Source organism: Streptomyces eurocidicus (genome assembly GCF_002891295.1).
Classification (GTDB): domain Bacteria; phylum Actinomycetota; class Actinomycetes; order Streptomycetales; family Streptomycetaceae; genus Streptomyces; species Streptomyces eurocidicus.
In genome coordinates this window covers 1061301-1080568 of sequence record NZ_LGUI01000002.1, presented here as the reverse complement: position 1 = coordinate 1080568, position 19268 = coordinate 1061301, and the positions used below count along the sequence as shown (strand labels likewise).

The 19268-nt window shown below is 69.6% G+C and carries 16 protein-coding genes and 2 pseudogenes; 13 read left to right on the top strand and 5 right to left on the bottom strand.

What is annotated here, in order from left to right; translation table 11 throughout:
- Nucleotides 1-16: 16 nt before the first annotated feature.
- Nucleotides 17-1651 carry an ABC-F family ATP-binding cassette domain-containing protein gene (locus AF335_RS09500; protein WP_102917819.1) on the bottom strand — a complete coding sequence of 545 codons (1635 nt, stop codon included), beginning with the start codon at nucleotides 1649-1651 and terminating at the stop codon, nucleotides 17-19.
- Between the two features lie 660 nt (nucleotides 1652-2311).
- Complete coding sequence (locus AF335_RS09490) at nucleotides 2312-2920, bottom strand: TetR/AcrR family transcriptional regulator (protein WP_102917817.1); 609 nt, start codon at nucleotides 2918-2920, stop codon at nucleotides 2312-2314.
- 90 nt (nucleotides 2921-3010) lie between these two features.
- On the opposite strand from AF335_RS09490, the gene AF335_RS09485 reads away from it, so the two are divergent.
- From AF335_RS09485 to AF335_RS36165, 7 genes are all read left to right on the top strand, one after another.
- Complete coding sequence (locus tag AF335_RS09485; RefSeq protein ID WP_102917816.1) at nucleotides 3011-3439, top strand: nuclear transport factor 2 family protein; 429 nt, start codon at nucleotides 3011-3013, stop codon at nucleotides 3437-3439.
- The gene (locus AF335_RS09480; RefSeq protein ID WP_228773438.1) at nucleotides 3436-4374 is read left to right on the top strand and encodes an NAD(P)H-binding protein; all 939 of its coding nucleotides are present in this window, start codon (nucleotides 3436-3438) and stop codon (nucleotides 4372-4374) included. The genes AF335_RS09485 and AF335_RS09480 overlap by 4 nt, the downstream gene beginning before the upstream one ends.
- Nucleotides 4375-4601: 227 nt before the next feature.
- A complete protein-coding gene (locus AF335_RS09475) occupies nucleotides 4602-5012 on the top strand; it encodes a hypothetical protein (protein ID WP_102917815.1) in 411 nt (136 codons plus the stop codon).
- A 325-nt stretch (nucleotides 5013-5337) separates the two neighbouring features.
- Complete coding sequence (locus AF335_RS09470; RefSeq protein ID WP_102917814.1) at nucleotides 5338-5628, top strand: hypothetical protein; 291 nt, start codon at nucleotides 5338-5340, stop codon at nucleotides 5626-5628.
- Between the two features lie 196 nt (nucleotides 5629-5824).
- A complete protein-coding gene (locus AF335_RS09465; RefSeq protein ID WP_102917813.1) occupies nucleotides 5825-6325 on the top strand; it encodes a hypothetical protein in 501 nt (166 codons plus the stop codon).
- A gap of 264 nt (nucleotides 6326-6589) precedes the next feature.
- Nucleotides 6590-7072, top strand: a complete 483-nt coding sequence (locus AF335_RS09460; protein ID WP_211304081.1) for an SDR family NAD(P)-dependent oxidoreductase — start codon at nucleotides 6590-6592, stop codon at nucleotides 7070-7072.
- The gene (locus AF335_RS36165; RefSeq protein ID WP_280524622.1) at nucleotides 7069-7302 is read left to right on the top strand and encodes an SDR family oxidoreductase; all 234 of its coding nucleotides are present in this window, start codon (nucleotides 7069-7071) and stop codon (nucleotides 7300-7302) included. The genes AF335_RS09460 and AF335_RS36165 overlap by 4 nt, the downstream gene beginning before the upstream one ends.
- Before the next feature lie 214 nt (nucleotides 7303-7516).
- On the opposite strand, the gene AF335_RS09455 is transcribed toward AF335_RS36165, so the two are convergent.
- Together AF335_RS09455 and AF335_RS34525 are read right to left on the bottom strand one after the other, a co-directional pair.
- A complete protein-coding gene (locus AF335_RS09455) occupies nucleotides 7517-8734 on the bottom strand; it encodes an acyltransferase family protein (protein ID WP_228773437.1) in 1218 nt (405 codons plus the stop codon).
- 1230 nt (nucleotides 8735-9964) lie between these two features.
- Nucleotides 9965-10378: a hypothetical protein gene (locus tag AF335_RS34525; RefSeq protein ID WP_170127644.1), complete on the bottom strand. Its 414-nt coding sequence runs from the start codon at nucleotides 10376-10378 to the stop codon at nucleotides 9965-9967.
- 690 nt (nucleotides 10379-11068) lie between these two features.
- Between AF335_RS34525 and AF335_RS09435 the strand changes: the two genes are divergently transcribed.
- From AF335_RS09435 to AF335_RS35485, 5 genes and pseudogenes are all read left to right on the top strand, one after another.
- Nucleotides 11069-11410: a hypothetical protein gene (locus AF335_RS09435; protein WP_102917810.1), complete on the top strand. Its 342-nt coding sequence runs from the start codon at nucleotides 11069-11071 to the stop codon at nucleotides 11408-11410.
- A gap of 299 nt (nucleotides 11411-11709) precedes the next feature.
- Nucleotides 11710-12485, top strand: a pseudogene (locus AF335_RS09430) (IS5 family transposase).
- 177 nt (nucleotides 12486-12662) lie between these two features.
- Entirely contained in the window at nucleotides 12663-15077 is a 2415-nt protein-coding gene (locus tag AF335_RS09425) for a UvrD-helicase domain-containing protein (RefSeq protein ID WP_102917809.1), read from the top strand.
- Nucleotides 15078-15812: 735 nt separating this feature from the next.
- A pseudogene (locus tag AF335_RS09420) lies at nucleotides 15813-16162 on the top strand (helix-turn-helix domain-containing protein); the annotation flags it as partial.
- An 86-nt stretch (nucleotides 16163-16248) separates the two neighbouring features.
- On the top strand, nucleotides 16249-16692 hold the full coding sequence (locus AF335_RS35485; protein ID WP_221505686.1) for a beta-ketoacyl-[acyl-carrier-protein] synthase family protein: 444 nt from the start codon (nucleotides 16249-16251) through the stop codon (nucleotides 16690-16692).
- 448 nt (nucleotides 16693-17140) lie between these two features.
- On the opposite strand, the gene AF335_RS09415 is transcribed toward AF335_RS35485, so the two are convergent.
- On the bottom strand, nucleotides 17141-17554 hold the full coding sequence (locus tag AF335_RS09415) for a hypothetical protein (protein WP_102917808.1): 414 nt from the start codon (nucleotides 17552-17554) through the stop codon (nucleotides 17141-17143).
- 1086 nt (nucleotides 17555-18640) lie between these two features.
- Here AF335_RS09415 and AF335_RS09405 point away from each other — a divergent pair.
- Nucleotides 18641-18934, top strand: a complete 294-nt coding sequence (locus AF335_RS09405) for a hydrophobin family protein (protein WP_102917806.1) — start codon at nucleotides 18641-18643, stop codon at nucleotides 18932-18934.
- Nucleotides 18935-19268: the final 334 nt, after the last annotated feature.

Here is a 19268-nt window from a genome sequence, read left to right as displayed (position 1 = left end):
CGGGCCTAGCCACGGGTCAGGCTTGCGGTGACCCGGTCTCCGTCAGCTCGCCACCGGCCAGGCGCAGCCAGCGGTTCACACCGATCTCCCCGAGGAAGCGCTCGTCGTGGCTGACGACGACGAAAGCCCCCTGATAGGAGTTCAGAGCGCTCTCCAGCTGGCCCGTGCTCAGGAGATCGAGGTTGTTCGTCGGCTCGTCCAGGAGCAGCAGGTGCGGGGCCGGGTCCCCGTACAGGACGCAGGCCAGGGTGGCCCGAAGCCGCTCACCACCGGAGAGCACACCCACCGGCAGGTGCGCCCGGGCACCGCGGAAAAGGAAACGGGCCAGCAGGTTCATCCGCTCGGCCTCCGTACGGTGCGGTGCGCAGGCGGCGAAGTTCTCGGCGACGGAGCGGTCCCCCTCCAGCAGGTCGAGCCGCTGGGAGAGATAAGCGATCCGCCCGCCGGCACGCCTGATCTCCCCGCCGTCCGGGGCGAGGTCGCCGGTGACCAGGCGCAGCAGAGTGCTCTTGCCCGCCCCATTAGGGCCGGTCAGCGCAATCCGCTCGGGGCCGCGGATGGTAAGGCCGACGCCATGAGGCGCGAAGACGGTCCGGTCACCGAGGCGGGCCTGGAGACGTTCACCGAGGAAGAGGTTACGGCCGGCGGGGACATGGGTGTCGGGCAGGTCGAGGATGAGGCGCTGCTCGTCGCGCAGCGCGCGCCCGGCCTCATCGAGGCGGGAGAAGGCCTCACTGAGACGGGTGGCGTGCATCTGGCCCGCCCGGCCGGCTGACTCCTGCGCTCCACGCTTCATGTTCCCGGCGAAGATCCTGGGGAGGCCGGCGCTCTTGAGATTGCGGGCGGCGTTGCCCTGCCGGCGCTCGGCACGTTCGCGGGCCTGCTGCATCTCACGCTTCTCGCGCTTGAGTTCCTGCTCGGCGTTACGAAGATTCTTCTCCGCCACCTCCTGCCCGGCACGTACGGCTTCCTCGTATGCGGAGAAGTTGCCGCCGTAAAGGCCCAGTTGACCGCCTTCGAGTTCGGCGATGCGTTCCACGCGGTCGAGGAGCGCGCGGTCGTGACTGACCACGACCAGACAGCCGGTGAAGTCCTCGAGTGCGCCGTAGAGCTTGTGACGGGCTTGGGTGTCGAGATTGTTGGTGGGCTCATCCAGGAGCAGTACGGCGGGGCGCTTGAGCAGCTGGGCGGCGAGGCCGAGGGAGATGATCTGGCCGCCGCTGAGGGTGCTCAGGGTGCGGTCCAGGGTGAGATCGGTGAGACCGAGGCGGTCGAGCTGGGCACGGGTGCGTTCCTCGATGTCCCAGTCGTCACCGATGGTGATGAAGTGGGCCTCGTCCACATCGCCGGACTCGACGGCGTCGATGGCCTGGATAACAGCGGCGACGCCCAGAACCTCGGCGACGGTGAGACCGCCGGTCAGCGGCAGGCTCTGAGGCAGATAGCCGAGGGCACCGTCCACGCTCACCGAGCCGGAACGGGGGCACAGTTCACCGGCGATCAGCTTGAGCAAGGTGCTCTTGCCAGAGCCGTTAGGGGCCACCAGCCCCGTACGCCCGGCGGCCAGAGTGAAAGAGAGATCCTCGAAAACAGGGGTGTCATCAGGGAAGGAAAAAGAGAGGTTCGAGCAGATGACGGCGGCACTGGACATGAGAGAACAACCTCGTAGAGGAAGAGGGCAGGAAAGGACCACTGCCCGGGCAGACATGGGGGTACAGGGGACGACTGAGGGACCACGGCAGCGGCGCTCCTGGGCGCCTGCCGGTAGCCGGTCACATCCGGGGATCACCCGGAGATGTCGTCGTCACCCACCACGTCTGCTGCTCCTCGCTACACGATCAACACACCCGGCCAGGCTAGCAGGCACTGCCGGCAGACGCCGCCCGCAACCCGCGTCGATAGCGGCGTCGGCCGGAGAGTGAAGGGCACCACCGCCTACACCACTACGGCGCCACCATCTTCACCCGTACAGCGACAGGGACTCCCGCCCCCACGACGGCGGGCACTCCGCCGTGACGGAGCGTCAGCGACGGGAAGCCCGCCGGGCGTCGACGAACACGAACGCGAACGCGGAGGCAGAGGCAGAGGCAGAGGCAGAGGCAGAGGCAGAGGCGAACGCGATGCCGACGTGCGGCGGTACGGGATAGCCAACGCCACACGCCGACGTAGCAGCGTGCGAGCGCGACGACGTGCCGACGTGCCGGCCTGCGGAACATCCGCCCCCTCCTCCTCCCCCCCGGCGCGGGTCCTGGTCGGCGGGGGCCTGTGGGGGCGCTGCTGTCCGGTGGGGGCGAGGGCAGCCCGCCGGTGGTCAGTCCCCGGCGGCCGGGGACCGCGGAGCGGGGGCGTCCAGGAGCCGCGTGGTGAGGTCCGCCAGCTGGCGGCGCATCGTCTCCCGGGGCGTGCGGGCGTCGTCGGCGAGGTGGCCGACGAGGTCGGCGCGGGTGGCGGCGAGCAGGGCGTGCGCGGTGAAGCCGGCGTCGGCCAGGCCCGGGATCTGCTCCAGGAGGTCACGGAGCAGGGCGTGCCAGTGCGCGTAGTGGTCGGTGCGGTAGGGGCTGTCGGCACCGGCGGATTCCAGAGCCGTGGCGAGGTGGCGGTTGTCGAGCTTGAAGGTCAGGAGGGCGTCGAGCAGAGCGGGCACGCGCTGGAGCGGCGGGGTGTGCGGGCCCAGCGGCGGCGGGCCCTGCTCGATGGCCTGCCTGAGAGGTTCGAGCCGGGTCGCGTAGAGCGCGCGGATCAGTCCGGTGCGGTCACCGAAGGCACGGAAGAGGGTGCCTTTGCCGACGCCGGCGGCTGCCGCGATGTCGGCCATGGTGATCTCTTCGGGGCTCCGGCAGCGGGTGAAGAGCGTGTCGGCCGCGGCCAGGGCGGCCGCCCGGTTCCGGGCCGCGTCCTTACGGGGTTGACGCTCAGTCATACCGGTTCCTCCAATTGCGATCCGGACCAGCGGTCCGTATCGTTCACCGAAGCGGACCACTGGTCCGTATCGTACGGGAAGGAGCGACCCATGCCCTCACACACCTCACCCGCGGACCTCTACCGCCACAGCCTCCGCCTGCTCCTGGACAAGGACATCCCCGCCTGGACCGGCCTGTGGGCCGACGACGCGGTCATGGAGTTCCCCTTCGCGCCCCCGGGATGGCCCCGGCGGCTGGAGGGACGGGAAGCCGTCGCCGCCTACATGCGCGACTACCCCGACCACATCGACCTGCACGACTTCCCCGACCTGCGCATCCACGAGACCACCGACCCCGCGACCCTCGTGGCCGAGATGCGCGGCACAGGCCGCGTGACCGCGACGGGCCGCCCGTTCGAGATGACCTACATCGCCGTCGTGACCGCCCACAACGGGCGCTTCACCTCCTACCGGGACTACTGGAACCCCCTCGCCGTCCACGAGCACGGCCTCGACCTCACCGGGAGCAGCACCCGATGACCACCGAACAACGCCGCCCGATGACCACCGGAAACCGTCCGGTGACCGCCGGACAACGCCGTCCGGTGACCGCCGAAAGCCGTCCGGCCACTGCCACCGGCACCACCCTGGTCACCGGGGCCACCGGCACCACCGGCGGCCGGACCGCCCGGCAGCTGATCGCCGCCGGCCGGCGCGTCAGGGCCGCCTCCCGGGGAGCCGCCCGGATACCGGGAGCGGAACCGGTCCGCTTCGACTGGTACCGGCCCGACACCTACGGCGACGCCCTCCGCGGAACCGACCGCCTCTACCTCGTCCCACCGGTCGGGGACCCGCACCCGGCCGCGGTCATGCTGCCCTTCCTCCGCCAGGCCCGCGCCGCCGGCATCCGCCGCGCCGTGCTCCTGAGCTCCTCGGCCGTCCCCGCGGGAGGCCCTGCCACGGGAGAGGTCCACCAGGCCCTGCCCGGCCTGTTCGACCAGTGGGCGGTCCTGCGGCCCTCCTGGTTCATGCAGAACTTCACCGGCACGCACGCCCACGCCCGCGGCATCCGTGAGGACGGCCTCATCCTGACCGCCGCCGGCACCGGCAAGGTCGCCTTCGTCGACGCCGACGACATCGCCGCCGTCGCCGTACACGCCCTGACCAGCGACCCCGCACCCAACACCGACCTGGTCCTGACCGGACCGCAGGCACTCAGCCACGACGACATCGCCGCCCTCCTCACCGAGATCACCGGCCGCCTCGTGACCCACCATCACCTGACGTACGAGCAGATGCGCGACCACCTGGCCACCCGGATACCACCGGAGTTCGCCGCCATGCTGGCCGGGATGGACCGCGCCATCGCCGCAGGAGCCGAGGACCGCACCACCGACACCGTCCAGCGCCTCACCGGCCGGCCACCGCACGGCTTCCGGGAAACCGCCACACGGGAACTGACACAGGGCAACTGACGCGACCTCAGGTGACGGCGGCGACCGGGACAGGACGGGACGGGGGCCCGGCGGCCTGCGGGCGGGGGCCGGCAGGCCGGGGGCCGCGGGCGGGGGCGGTGAGCGAGGACCAGTGAGCGGGGGCTGGTAGGCCGGTGGCCGGGGGCCGACCGACGGGCACCCCTGGCGTTCTTGATCAACTTCGTGATTGTCTCGGCCCCGGACCTCTGAGCAGAGAAGGAACGCACATGAGACGCCTTGCCCGCGCCCTGGCCCTGACCGCGGCGACCGCCGCGGCCGGCACCCTGACACTGCTGACCACCCCCGCGGCCCAGGCCACGCCGCCCGGGAAACCGGCGTGTGTCACCGCCGCCGCGACGAAGTCCTTCGGGCGCGGCGAGATAGCGCTGTGCCCGCAGAACGACGGCACCACACGAGTCACCGGCTGGGTCGAGGACTTGCTGCCCGGCAAGGGCTGGGGCACACCCGACGGGCGCTGCGCGGGCTGGTGGATCGAGACGGGCGCGAAGGGCGGCACGGTCGGCCCGCTGGTATGCCCGCACTTCACGGCCTCGCACGAGACGACGTACAGGTTCGACTACACCTTCACCCCGCAGGCCCCGGTGACGGGCGCGAAGCTGAACGCCTTCACGGCCTGACCCCGGAGCCCTTCACCTCCTGACATGGCCCGGGCACCCCGCCTTCCGCATCTTCCTGGCTTTCCGGGCCTTCCTGGCCTTCGATCCGCGGTTGCCGGGCACTGCGGCAGAAGGCGCCGCGGGGCCGGGCGCCCCGGTACGGGCGGGGCAGGGGCCGCCGGTGGCGCTGTGAGCGGCCTTGCCGCCGGCGGCCCCCACAGCCGAGGTGACAAAGCACCGGTCCCGTCGTCCCTCTCCGCGTTCACCCCGGGGCCCCCTTGAGCACAGTGACCCGTGAAGACGCATGCGCCCCGCGCCGCACCCCCGACCACGGAGGAACACGGCCATGACGTCAGCCACCCGCTTCACCTTCACCCACCAACATCCGGCACTCACCCCCGGCACGGCCGCGCCAGCCGCCTCCGGCAGGGTGTGGCTCGCCACGTCCGCCTCCGCCCGGGCGGAGCTCAAGCCGGACACCGTCACCGCCAGCAAGCACAACACCGCCCAGGCCACAGCCGTCTGCCCGCCCGGCAAGCACACCACCGACAGCGGCTGGCAGAGCAACGGCGACGGCAAGGACAGCTACCCCGCCCCCGACGGCAGAGGCTGGACCGCCGTCGCCGCGGGCCCGTAAACCATCAACCTCACCGTCTACGCCATCCGCCAGGCGGACTGACGACAGACCGGGCCCCCAGGCGCCGGGCGAGCGCCCGAAGGGCCGCCCGGGAGCCCCGGCTGTCACCTCAACGAGCGCTTTCACCACGCCACCGGCGACGGCACACTCAAGAGCGGACGAGGCGCACCGTCCCGCAGGCCCAAGGAGGACCACGATGCTTCCCGTGTCCGCCCGTAACGGAGCCACGGCGATGGCGGCGGCCCTGCTCCTCACGGCGACCGCCGCGGCACCGCACGCCGCCGCCGGCACCGCACGCGTACGGCTGGCGACCCTGAACTGCGCCGGCTCGATCAACGTGAACGTCCACCCCCTCAACGGCGCCGTCGACGGCAGAAGCGGCACCAACTTCCGCTGCGCGACACCGGACCGGTCCTTCGCGGCCGAGCTGACGCTCTCCGGCACGGTGACGGGCAGCGGCGACCTCTTCTACACGACACGGACCAATGACAGCCTCAAACTGACCGACACAGGCCAGGTCTTCCGTTTCCCGATGGACCGCCGCTTCGAGCGGGACACCACCGCGGCCTCCGGCAACGCCACCGAACGTGGCTCCAGCAGCCAGGGACGCGACTCCGGCAGCGGCACCTTCGGTACGGGGACGGGCCTGGTGACGTTCCTCATCACCAACAACTACACCCTCGACGTCAACGTGTGAGCACCGCCCGGCCCGGACACGAACGAACCGGCCGCGGCAGTACCACGACACCCCGGACCCGGCCGGGCGGGCGCTGGCCGGGTCCGGGGTGCGAACGCGCACAGACGGGGCAGGGTCCGGCGAACAGGCCGGGGCCGGCGGACGGACGAACCGGCGGGCAGGCCGGGCTGCGGATGCGCCCCGGCAGGAGGCATGGGTTGAATGGGGGTGAGGGTTTCACCGTACGGGTCCGGCCCCGGGGCCGGACCGGATGAGGAGCCCAGCATGACGCTGAAGGGCAAGACCGCCCTGGTGACCGGCTCATCGAAAGGGCTGGGCAGGGCCGTCGCCCTGCGTTTCGCCAAACGCGGGGCGGACATCGTGATCAACTACTCACGGGACAAGGCACCGGCCAACGAAACAGTCGCCCGGGCCACCACCACCGGGACCCACGTGATCACCGTTCACGCCGACGTATCCGACGTCACCCAGATCGAGAAACTGTTCCAGGCCACCCTGGACACCTTCGGGAAACCCGACATCGTAGTCGCCAACACCGGCATCGAAAAGGTCAACACCCCCGTCACCGACACCACCGAGGACGACTACGACCTGCTGTTCAGGGTCAACGCCAAAGGCCCGTTCTTCGTCCTGCGGGCCGCCGCGCACCACATCGCCGACGGAGGACGGATCATCACCCCACCTCCCGCCCCCAGCCCGGCCTCGGCCTCTACGGCACCAGCAAGTGCGCACCGAAATACCTGGTGAAAGTACTCACACGAGAGATCGGACACCGAGGTGTGACGGTGAACTCGCTGCTACCGGACCCGATCGACGGCGCGGGCATCTTCACCGGCGTCAGCGACGACGACCCATACAAGAAGGCACTGCTGGAGACCGTCCCCGTCGGCCGACTCGCCACCCCGGAAGACGTCGCGGACGGCGGCGAGTTCCTGGCAGGTGACGCCTCGTTCTTCTCACCGGTGAGGAGATCCTGATGAACGGCGGCTCCAGCAACTGAACCGAGCCGCACACAAAAGAGGGGGTGAGGAGGAACGGCCAGGGCGGCGGCGACCGAACGGGCCGCGCCCGTGGGTATGCCGTCCATCTCCTAAGGCCATGCCTGCGGCGGCGGGCGAGATGCGGCCGGGGCGGTCAGCCACAGCAGTGCAGCGCAGGCCCGGCAGCGGCAGTATTGGTCCGGCCTCGCTGTCAGGCCGGTTTCTGGGGGCTGTTGGCAGAGGGCGGTGCAGGCCGGTCTTGCTCGGCGGGGTCGAGGTCGGCGGTGAGGCGGTGGCGTAGCAGGCGGCCGAGTCTGCGGTCGACCAAGCGGTCCAGCACGGCGGCCAGCAGCAGTGAGAAGAGGAGCCCGAAGGCGATCGACGGGAGCAGGCCGAGGCCGGGGGCGATCTTGAGGAAGCCGCGGGCGGCGGGTATGCCCAGGCTCTGGTGAACCAGGTAGAAGGGGTAGGTCAGAGCGCCCGCGTAGATCAGGGCGCGCCATCTGAGGTGGCGCAGCGGGCCGTGGCCGGCCAGGGCGAGCAGGACGAGGAAGCCGGTGAGGACGGCCGCGCTGACCGCCCAGCTGGGGCTGGCTCCCTGGGCGGCGGGGACGGCGTGTGCGGCGATCCGGTCCTGCAGGACGGTCAGGGTGTAGCACCAGGCGAAGCCGGTCAGGAGCCACAGGAAGAGGTTGGGTCCGAAGCGATGCATGAGGTAGAGCGCGATACCGGTGACGAAGAGCCCGGCGTACCGGGTGAGGAGGAACTCGTTCAGGAAGGTGGAGTCGAGTTCGCGGCCGATGGCTGCCAGGGTGAGCCACAGGAAGCCGAAGGCTACGACGCGTCGGTAGGTCAGGCCGATCAGCAGCAGCGCGCCCATGAGCAGGTAGAAGCGGGCTTCCACCCATAGGGTCCAGGCGACGCCGGCGGTGGCCTGCAGGCCTAGCGGGCCGGGGATCATTGTCAGGTTGCCAAGGGTGGTGCGCAGGTCCGTGGGTGCTCCTGACCGCTGTCCGGCGAGCACGGTGACGGTACCGGCGGTGACGATGATCAGGACGACGGCCCAGTAGAGCGGGAAGAGCCGGGCGATGCGGGAGACCGCGAACTGCGCCGGGGTACGGCCCCAGCAGCTCATGCAGATGGCGAAGCCGCTGATCAGAAAGAACGCCTCGACGCCAAGCCAGCCGTAGCGGGTGACCGCGTGGAGCAATGGTGCCGCCTGCGGCAGGTCGTATGCCTCGCCCCAGAAACGAGGGGTCGGGGTGCCCAGGTAGTGGTAACCCGCGACGGCGGCTGCCGCCAGCAGGCGCAGCCCGTCGACTGCGGCCAGGCGCCCACCCCCGGCTGAGACCCGGGGCATCAGGCGCCTGACGGCCTGGAGCGGTTGAGGCCGGCTGCGGGCAGCTTCGGCGGGGGCAGACGTGAACATGGTTACTCCTGTGGCAAAGGCATCGGCGGCCGACCGAAGCGGCTGCCGTGAAGGGGAGTTCATGCCTCCTTCTGATCACCAGGTGGCGGATTCAGGAGGCGGGGCAGTGGATCCATCGGAGCCGAGGCCGACGAACCGCACTTTCCGGTCACGAGATGGGATGTTGGGGCCGACGCATCAGGCGATGGGTGCTCCTGGTCGGCCGGGGATCTGCTCGTACTCGTAGTCAGCGGCGGTAAGGCGATGACCACGGCGAGGATGTCGCGCCCCGCCGCCCGTGCTCGTCTCGTCCACGCAGCGAGCTCCACGCACGGCAGAGAGTCCGCCTGCGCACGGAGCCGCGCGAGGGACTGGCGGCACGAAGGTGCTGAGGACCCGGCGAGCCTCGACCGGGCCCGCCCGCTCCAGTTCGCGGTACGCCTTGAACACGGTGTGGGGGTTGGCGGTGACGGCCTCGAGGGCTCGCTATCTGTCGGCAGCTTCGGCCTGCCCGTCCGCAGCGGTTTGAGCTGCAGCACTATCTGCGCCTAGGCCGCTACGCCACGGTCGATCCGTATTCGATCACCCCACCCTTCACGCTTCCACTACTTGATTAGTGAAAGCATGAAGGCGGGGGCTCCCCGCTGTCAACCGGCGCCCTGTCCCACTCCAGGCACGGTTCCCGAGATGCCTGCCACGGCCCCCGCCACGGGGGCGTCGGCGTTGATCCGCCACACCAGCCACCCGGGTCTTCGCCCCTTGCCTCTCCGAGCCCGCTTCCGCCTACGCCGACGGAGGCACCGTGCCGTGGGGCCGGGTGTCGGGCGGGCAAGCGTGCTTCTCCGCTGCGCGGCGGGTGAGCTGCCGGGCGACACGGTCGTCCCGGGCCCCGACTTCGAGCAGCCGGCTGAGCAGCTGCCACACCAGGAGCCCAGCCCCCCCGGGAGACGCACACGGTGCCACGGTGAGTGTGCGTATGGACCTCGGTCGGGGCCGCCTCGGACGAGCCGAGCACAGGCGGCGCTCTGGCGGCAACCACACCCCGTCCGCGCCGTGACATGGACGCAGGTGGTGCTGCACCGGGGCCACGGATGCGGCGTACGTCCTGCTGCTCCGGGATGCCGAGCGGGGCGGCGAGCGCCTGGTGCAACGGCTCCGTGCCGCCGCCGTGCCAGCCACCGGATGAGGAGGGACTCACGCAGCGCAACCCGGGCCACGACCTCGGTATCGATCGGGTCGGACTTCCCGCACTCACGTGCCGAGCGGCGGGCCCGCGCGCCGCAGAGGAATTCCACTCGTGCAGGGCAAGGCGAGTTCAGTGGCTGTGGTGGCCTGGCGACGGCGCCGAGCGCTGGCCTGCTCGATCGGCGACGGCGCAGCCTTGGGGAGGACTCGTCGGCTGACCTCACGTATCGCACGCACTCGCTGCCCCGCTGCCGCCGGGATGCTCTCACTCGGGTCGATGGGCATCGGTACGCCAGCAGCGGCGGCCGTCGTCATGGACTGTTCCGGCAGTTTCTCGATGCGGGTCGGCGGCATCGTCCCGGGTGCCAGTGGCAGCGGCGATCTCCAGTGCCAGTCCGCCGGCCAGAGCATCTCGGCCACCATCAGAATGGACGGCTCGTCCGAGACCTCAGGCGGCGGCGTGACGACCACGGAAGCCACGGACACCATCAGCTACGGCTCCCGCCCGAACACCAAGCTCTCGGTGACCAGGGCCGTCAGCAGGGTCGGCTCCTCACACGTCAGCAAGCACGGCGAGGGCACGACCGCCTCGGGAAACTTCCACCCGGCCAGGTCGTTCGAGGCGGGAGAGCGCACCACGGCCTCGGGCAGGCGAAGTGACCACCTTCATCATCAACCGCACCTACAACTTCCGCCTGGACCAGCAGGTGTGGTGCTCGGCGTCCGACGGTGTCCGGCCCGTCAGGCACCGGGAGCCCCGGCGGCCGCCGGGGACGATCACTCTGACGGCCACCGCGTGCAGACCGTCAGAGAGACGATCAGACGGTTACGAGACGCGGACAGCCACACCACCTCGGACGAGACGGCGCGCACTATCCGGCGCAAGCCGCAAGACACTCGTGGCTTACACCGGTCAGGAGCCTCTCCTGGCGCCGGCCTTGCCCTCGAGGTACGTCATGGCGACGACAGAAGCACCGGTGAAGAGTAACTAGCCCCACAGGGCGTCGATCACGTAGGCGTCGCCGACCACCAGGAGGGGACAGGAGCCGTGCGGGGAGCCTGAACAGGCGCGCGAAGCGCGGCGAGGCGCGCGCTGTCCTCCCTGCTTCCTGGTTCGCGGAAGCTGTACCACCTTGGGCGCTCCTGGTGCCGTCTGGAACCGTTGTACTCATGACCATCAGACGCATTCCAGCGACGCGCCTCGGTCGCCTGGCCCTGACCGCGGGAGCCGCCCTCGCGCTCTTCACCGCGCTGCCCATGAGCAGCGCCTACGCCGACGCCTCCGGCACGTTCTTCTACAGCTCGTCAGTCGGAGACTTCAAGATCACCAACCCGCCCCTGCACGAGTGCCGGCCCGTCCACGGTGGTGCGACCAGCGCCTCGAACCAGACCAACGCCACTGCCACGCTCTACTTCGACAGCAGCTGCGGGAGTTCCTGGGGCAGCCTGCAGCCCGGCCAGTTCACCAGCTTCTCCGGCGACCTCCCCGACAGCGTGATCTTCGGTTCGTAGCCGCCTCCCTGGGCCGGCGGGCATCCTAACCGAGCCCACCGACCCAGGTGGTTGGAGGAAAACCCGGTTGGTCAGTTCACCTCGCCGCACCATGCACAGCCCCATCGGTGCGGGACGCCTCTTCATCGTGGGGCCCGAAGTTCCGGCATCACGCACCCAACGTGAGCCTCCCGCCTCCGGAACCATCACCGAGAGGATCTGATAGGTGTGACTGAGCGGTTCGGTTGGCGAGTTGCGCAGCCGGAACGCAGAGAGGCCCGTTCGCCCCAGGAGGATCGGGTGCCTGATGCTCGGATGAGCTGTGGTCGTTCATCGAGCCGTTGCTGCCTCTTCCGGCGCCGAAGCCGGTCGAGGGGCGGCCAAGGGTGCCGGACCGGCAGGCGTTGCGCGGGATCCTGTTCGTGCTGCATACCGGCATCCAGTGGGAGTGCCTGCCGCAGAAGCCGGGCTTCAGCTCGGGTGTGACCTGCTGGCGGCGGCTGGCCGTGTGGAACGACGTCGGCGTCTGGGACCAGCTGCACGTGGTGCTGCTCAAGAAGCTGCGGCCGAAGGGCAAGCCGGACTGGTCGCGGGCGGTGATCGGCTCCTCCCGTGTGAGGGCTGCCCGGCGGGGCCCAAAAGCGGCCTCGGCCCGATCGACCGTGAGCGGCCGGGCAGCAAGCACCACATTCTCACCGACGGGCCGGGCGTCCCGCTCGCGGTATCGCTGACCGGCGGGAACCGCAACGACGTCACATAGTTGCTGCCCCTGCTCGACAAGGTCCCCGCCGTGGCCGGCACTGTCGGCCGTCCCCGTCACCAGCCGGACGCCCTGCTCGCGGACCGCGGCTACGACCACGACAAGTACCGGCGCCCGCTCTGACAGCGCGGCACCCGCCCGGTCATCGCCGAACGGGGCCAGGAACACGGCTCCGACCTGGGCGTCTTCAGGTGGGCGGTGGAACGGACGATCGCCTGGTCGCACGGCTTCCGCCGCCTGCGGAACAGGTGAGAACAGCGCGACGACATCCACGAGGCATTCCTCGGCCTCGCCACCTGCCTCATCACCCACCATCACCCCCAACGCCTTCGTTAGCACCTCTAAGACTTGCCTCCCCGAGAGGTCCGGCTTGCATGGTGCATTGTCCGGCAGGAGGTGGTCCTTACCTCTGTCGGTTACCGAATATGTGACCGTATTGACGGATGGTCGCGGGGCGGGCAGCCTCTGGGCTTGCGGTAGATGAAGCCGCGTTTCCCAGAGAGGACCCCCCTTATGGCCATGGAGCCGACGAAGGAGCAGCAGGCTGCCCGGGAGGTGTTCGCGGCGGGCCGGGACCTGGCACTCGTTGCTGGCGCGGGGACAGGCAAGACATCCACACTGATCCTGATGGGCGCCGCCACCCGCAAGCGAGGGCTGTACGTGGCGTTCAACCGGGCGATCGCCGATGATGCCCGCAGGCGCTTCGGGACGAACGTGGAGTGCCGAACTGCGCATTCCCTGGCCTTCAAGGCCGTCGGGCACCACTACCGCGATCGCCTGAACGCCTCGGCCCGGATACCTGCCAAACACACCGCCCATCTGCTGGGCATCACCCGCGACTTAACGATCAGCTCCCGCTTGATCAAGGTCACTCACCAGGCACGCCTGGTGATGGGAATGGTCCGCAAATTCTGCTACACCACTGACCGCCAGGTCATGGCCCGCCACATGGAGCCGGTCAACGGCCTCGATGCCCCAGGCCAGGACTACCTTGCCCGGACCCTTCTCCCGTACGCGCACCGTGCCTGGGAGGACATCTGCTCGCTCTCAGGCCGCCTACGGTTCGAGCACGACCACTACATGAAGCTGTGGGCCATGACCTCCCCGCAGCTCGGGGCCGACTTCGTACTGCTGGACGAGGCCCAGGACACCAATCCGGTGCTGGAGGAGGTCTTCCTCTCCCAGGACGCGCAGCGGGTATGCGTGGGCGACCCGGCCCAGCAGATCTACGGCTGGCGCCACGCGCGCGACGTGATGACCGGCTTCCCGGCCGAGCAACTGCGCCTGACACAGTCCTTCCGTTTCGGCCCGGCCATCGCCGAGGTGGCCAACCGCTGGCTCGGCCACGCCGGATCGGAGATGCAGCTGACCGGCCACGGCCCAGGCTCTCGCGTGGGAAAGGTGACGCACCCGGAGGCTGTGCTCTGCCGCGGCAATGTGGACGCGATGAGGGAAGTCCTCGCCTACCTCGAACTAGGTATCCCGGTGGCGCTGACGGGCGGCGGCAGTGCGCTGCGGCGTATTGCGACGGCCGCAACGGAGCTGAAGGCAGGGGAGCGCACCAGCCATCCGGAGCTGTTCTTGTTCAGCTCCTGGGGTGAGGTGCAGGAGTACGCCGAGCAGGACAAGGCCGGCCAGGACCTCAAAGCGATCGTGCATCTGGTCGACACCTACGGCCCCGACCAGATCATCGGGGCTGTGGATCGCCTGTCCTCGGAGGAGGAGGCGAAGGTCACGGTCTCCACCGCGCACAAGGCCAAAGGCCGCGAGTGGGCGTCGGTGCGCATCGGCGAAGGCTTCATGGCACCGTCGATGGATGACGAGGGGCTGCAACGTTCGCTGAATGTGAGCGAGGCCCGCCTGATCTACGTCGCTGTCAGCCGCGCACGGCATCTGCTGGACATCGAGGGCATCGCCTGGATCGACGAGTACGAGACCCGGGCGGCGGGCGCGGGCCAGGACGGTACGGTGGCAGGGCGGCCGATGATCGAGCTGAGCCTGACCGGTCAGCTGAAATACGATTCCTCACCGATCTCACAGTTCATGGCAGCCCACCTGCCTCACAGCCAGAACCTGGTCCGCGACTACCTGGCCTGGGTCGCCCACCTTCCCCACCCCGTGCAACCGATCGATGTGCAGTATCCCAACTGGTCGGCCCTCGGACACGCCATCGACTACAGGCTCCGCCTTTGCCTGGGCGGACGCCTCGGACCCGCCGTGGCCGTAGGAGTCATGGCACTCGACGGCCCCGGAGCGCTGCGCGGAGCCCCGGCACCGGACGCCCGCAAAGCCCTCCACACGGCAGGCAGGCACCTGCTCGCCACCGTCGACGCCTACCTCGCCGACCCTTCCACCCAGGAGGAGCCCTCACTGGCCCGGCTGTGCTTCGTCGCCGGCTTCTTCGAGGACATCGCCCGCACCGGGGAGATCCGCCGCTTCAGCATGCTCACCCGGGCCACCCCCGACACCTGCCTGGACGACCTGACCGCAGCCGTCCCCGAGTACGTCGTGGAAGACATCGACCGGCAGATGCAACTCGCCGACAGCCCGTTCGCCTCCTTCCGCGCCCTGTCGGCACAGGCCCGCATATGCGGCCCGGTGTTCACCGGTAGCGGCGACCTCGGCGGGGCCGACGCCGACTACATCCTGGACGGCCTCCTTCTGGACTGCAAAGCCACCAAAGACCCCCGCCGTCTGGGCCGCGAGGAGATCTACCAACTCGCCGGATACCTGCTGCTGGACTACACCAACCAGTTCGGCATTAACCAAGTCGGCCTGTACCTCTCCCGCCAAGGCGGTCTGATCATCTGGGACACCGAGGAGTTCCTCCGAAAGCTCGGCGCCACCATGCCACTCACCCAACTGCGCGATCAGCTACGTCATCACCTGCGGGACGCTGCCCACCATCGAGACCACGGCAACCCGTAGCCCATTGCCACATGCCTAGGTTCCTCAACGACGTGTTGGCGCATGTCCCCCGGCCTCAGCTGTAGGCACTGCGCCCGGACCACAGCATGCGGGCCCGGCACCCTCTCGGCCCGCAGGCCGCAGCCGGTCCCCCGGCCTCGCTCGCCCGGCCCCGGCCCCGCGTCCTCGCTGCCTGCAGGGCCTCGTGACGTCCTCACCGCCCCATCCACCGCTGTGCCGCTTCCGCGGATGGCTGGGAAGTCGGAGCTGCTAGTGAGCGGACGGGCGGTCGAGGCCCAGGGGCTGACCCTTACGAGGCGCGGTGGCAGGAGTGCAACGCGGACTCTGTTGCACCCTTGCCGGCACAGACACCGCGACCGCTGCCTGTAGGCGGCCTCGTGCAGAGGAGCTGATTGAGCTCCCCGGCCTTGGCGGCCTCGATGAGGTTGCGGAGGCCGTCCCGGTTATGACGGGGGAGGGCCTCCGGGCGACTGTGCGAGCCTTCGGTGGTGGCGATGGTGGCCACGAGACGGGACCGACGTGAGGGTTTCCGTGGCCGACCGGTCCCGCAAGGGCAGTGAGTGTGGTCTGCACTGGGATTCCTGTCGCCATTCCAGGACCTCGCTCATGACATCGATTTGACTGACGGACGGACAACTGTCAGGTGGTACCTAAAGCGTGTTGCAGATGGCTGTGATCTGGGCATTTCTTGGGTATGGCCGGGGTGTTGAGGGCTGAGCCATTGTGGGTGGAGACGTTCAGCGGGGCAGGCCGTGGCGGCTGCCGCTGGCGGACCGGGTCTTGCTGGTGGCCACGTACTGGCGCACAAACCTGACGTTGCGGCAGGTGGCACCGCTGTTCGGGGTATCGAAGTCCGCAGCCGACCGCATCCTCGATCACTCGCACCGCTGCTGGCGATCTCCCCGGAGCGTCGGCCGCGCAAGTACACCGTCTACATCGTCGACGGCATCTTGGTGCCCACCCGTGACCGCAGCATCGCCGCTTCCAGCAAGAACTACCGGTACTCGACCAACCTGCAGATCGTCATCGACGCCAACAGCCGCCTGTACCTCACCATCAACGGCGGGCGCACGTCGAGGCGTTCGCGAATGGCGCGTCACCAGAACGGGCCGATGGGCCTGATGTCAGGGGGCATCAGGCCCATCGATCGCCCTGTCAGATCGGAGCCCCTGTGGCCTTCGCGACCCCGCCCGTCGCGGTCTTCCCCGAACACACCGTCACCACGTCCGAGGTCATCGCGGACATGCACCGGGCAAATCCCGGCCATCCCATCCTTGACCGGATACCCGCGCACGCGCAGAAGCTCAGCGTCGAGACCCGCCAGTTCGTCTCACCCCTCGAGGTGGTGGCGAAGGAAGGCACCCTGGAGCAGCGCAACACGCCAGCCGTCCAGGGCATGCTGACCCTGGCGAAGGAGGCAGCCCAGACCGCACTGGAACGCGCGGGCCTGGACGCGCAGGACATCGACTGGCTCATCACCAGCCACACCACCACCCCATCTCGCGGTCCCGCAGGCGTTCGTCCACCAGCGCTGAGGGGGGTGTGCAGCCTTGTTCGCGGGCCCGGGCAGCCATGCCGTCCCAGCTCTGGAGCGCCCGCAGGTAGGGCGAGCTGACCGCCAAGTCGGGACGGTCGGCGGGTCCGAGGGAAGCGAGCCATCGCCCTGCGGCACGCACCTGTAACCGGCTTCAGCGCGGAGAGCGGTACCTGTGCGTCGTCGCAGGCTTCCAGCGGGACCTCCGCTCGGTCGTTCTCCGCCGCCTCGGCGAAGAGCACGTTGGCCGCGCTCTGCCCGTGCCGGATAACAGTCAGCTGTGCAAGACCGCAACGTAAGGGAATCGGCTCCTGCAACATGCGCTCCCTCCCCTGAGAATGGTCCCCAGCGACTCTAGGCCGATCAACTGATCGGCGACCACATATTTCGGGCACGTCCTCCGACCGACCTGTTCCTCCCCATCAACGCTTGCCTTCTAGGACAAGATGCGGGACGACGGCGCTGCCGTACCTAGCGGCGGCGTGGTGACCGCGGGGGCGCGGGGCCTGCCGCCTGGCGCCGTGGGCCGTCACCGCGGCGCGCCGGGAAGCAGTGGAAATCCCTGTTCGGCGGCAGGGGCGGTCTTGGCGAGGCGCTCGGCGTGCGCCGCCGCGCTGTCGGCGACGGCACGCAGCGCCTTAAGGTCTCCGCCGGCGAAGCGGCCCGACTCCGCCACCTTCCGCCACAAGGCGCGGGCCGCCTTTGACACATCTCCGTACGGGGCAGTAGCCGGGCCCGGACCAGTGGGCAGTTCCGCCGGCGGGAGACTCTCCCACGCGTTCTTGAACGCGATGAGCCGCGGGTGCTTACTCGCCAGCATCTCCTGGCCCATGGGGGTCTCGACCCAGGCCCGGAAGTGCTGCACGACCTCGATGGTGGCCTGGACTGTCTCGTCCTTCGAGGCGTACGGGAGCGGCCCGGCAGGGCGCTTGGCCTGCGGCATCTGCTGTCCTTCAACCGACGTCTGGTGGGCCTAGCCGGATGGCCGCTGGACGTCCGTGTCGGCCTTCACCCGTTGTGCCTCAACGGCCTGTCGGACCTCAGCCTGTGCCTTCGGCCCGAGCGGACGGCAGAGCGTGAACTTGCCCTTCCTCAACCGAAATTCTTCCCGCCGTTCTTCCGCTCCTGGTCTCTCGCGACCCGCAGCACGACCCGGGCCAGGTCGACACCGGAGATCTCGCCGCCGTTCGTGCCTGCCCCCACGGGGTGTAGCCAAGGTCCAGATGCCCGAGCCGGGACAGGCGCTGCACGGTCGCGACGAACGCCCGGGTGAACAGGCGCTGCGCCGACCGCTCGCTGTACCGGACGATGTGGTCGTGGACGATCTGGTGGTCGGCAGCGGCGCGGTTGCGCCAGCGCGGGACCTGCTCCTGGGTGAGCTCCTGGTCGACGACAGCAGCGTCGGCGCGCTGCGGCTGGCTGGCGGCCGGGAGCACCTTAGGCACATCCAGCGGGGCGTCGCCGCGGGGGCCGCACGGGGCCAGTCGGGCTGTCGGATAAGCCTCCTGTTTATCGTCCATAGATCGCGGGGTGGTGTACTACCAGCAATTCACCCGGCCGAGACGATGGAGAACTCGTGCTTAAGCACATCGCCGCTGGCATCATCGCCACAGCAGCCCTCGCAATCACTGCTGTCCTGGCATCCCCCGTAGCCGGCCACGCCAAGAACGACGAGATGGTCTCGGCAGCATGGTGGAGTCACCCCTCACACCACTAGGCACTTTCCGATGGGTCCCAGCGGGCCCACACGGACCGATCGGGCAGGCCCTTGGCGGAATCCGGCAGACCCGGGCAGTTCGAGGGAGGGGCGGGAACAGGCAGGATGACGGCGCTCGGAGACACGCGTGGGGCGCCCGCCGGGGAGAGTGCGGCACTGCGCGCATTGATGTGTCGGGGGCCGCAGGTTCCTCCCGCTGCGCCCGAGGGCAGGTCCCTGCCGGCCCCTGGGTACGGGAGGGACATGGCCGGTCCGGGGTCCGCCGCCGGGCACTTGCCACGGCGACCCGCGCTCACCGAGGGAGAGCCCCGTATGAAGCACCTGCGCCGCAGCCTGACCACGCTCGCGGCCACCGCCGCCCTGCTCGCTGGAGCGGCCACCGCGTCCCTCGCCGCCGACGGCGTGGACGTCCACTGCTCAGGAACATCCTTCGGCAGCACTGCTGTCTTCGGCTGCGCATCGCCCACCCCGGGAGCCCCGGCGAACTACCACTGCCAGACGGTAGGCACCGCGAGCGACTCCTCCGTAGCGTCGGTGCTGGGCCTGCTGGGCGTCGTAGCCCAGGGCGTTGACGTCGGCGTCGGGCTCACCTGTACGGAGATCTGACCGGCTGATGGGCCCCGGCGGCCGTTCCTCCTGAGAGCTCGTAGCACGATCTTGTTGGGTGTGGCCGGCTGGCCGTGACGTGTGTGGTGCTTCGGCTGTTGGGTGGGCGTGAGCAGGCGGCCGTGGATCGTGGACGATGAACTGTGGAAGCTTGTCGAACCGTTGCCGCCGCCGTGGCCCGGTCGGTCGCCCGGGCCACGGCCGGTGATCCGACCGGCTGTGGCCGCAGGGCATCTTGTACGTGCTCTACCAGGACATCAGCCGGCAGCTCCTGCCCCTGGAGGCTGGGATTCGGCCCGGGGCAGACCCGCTGGCGCCGGCTGGGACGGTGGCA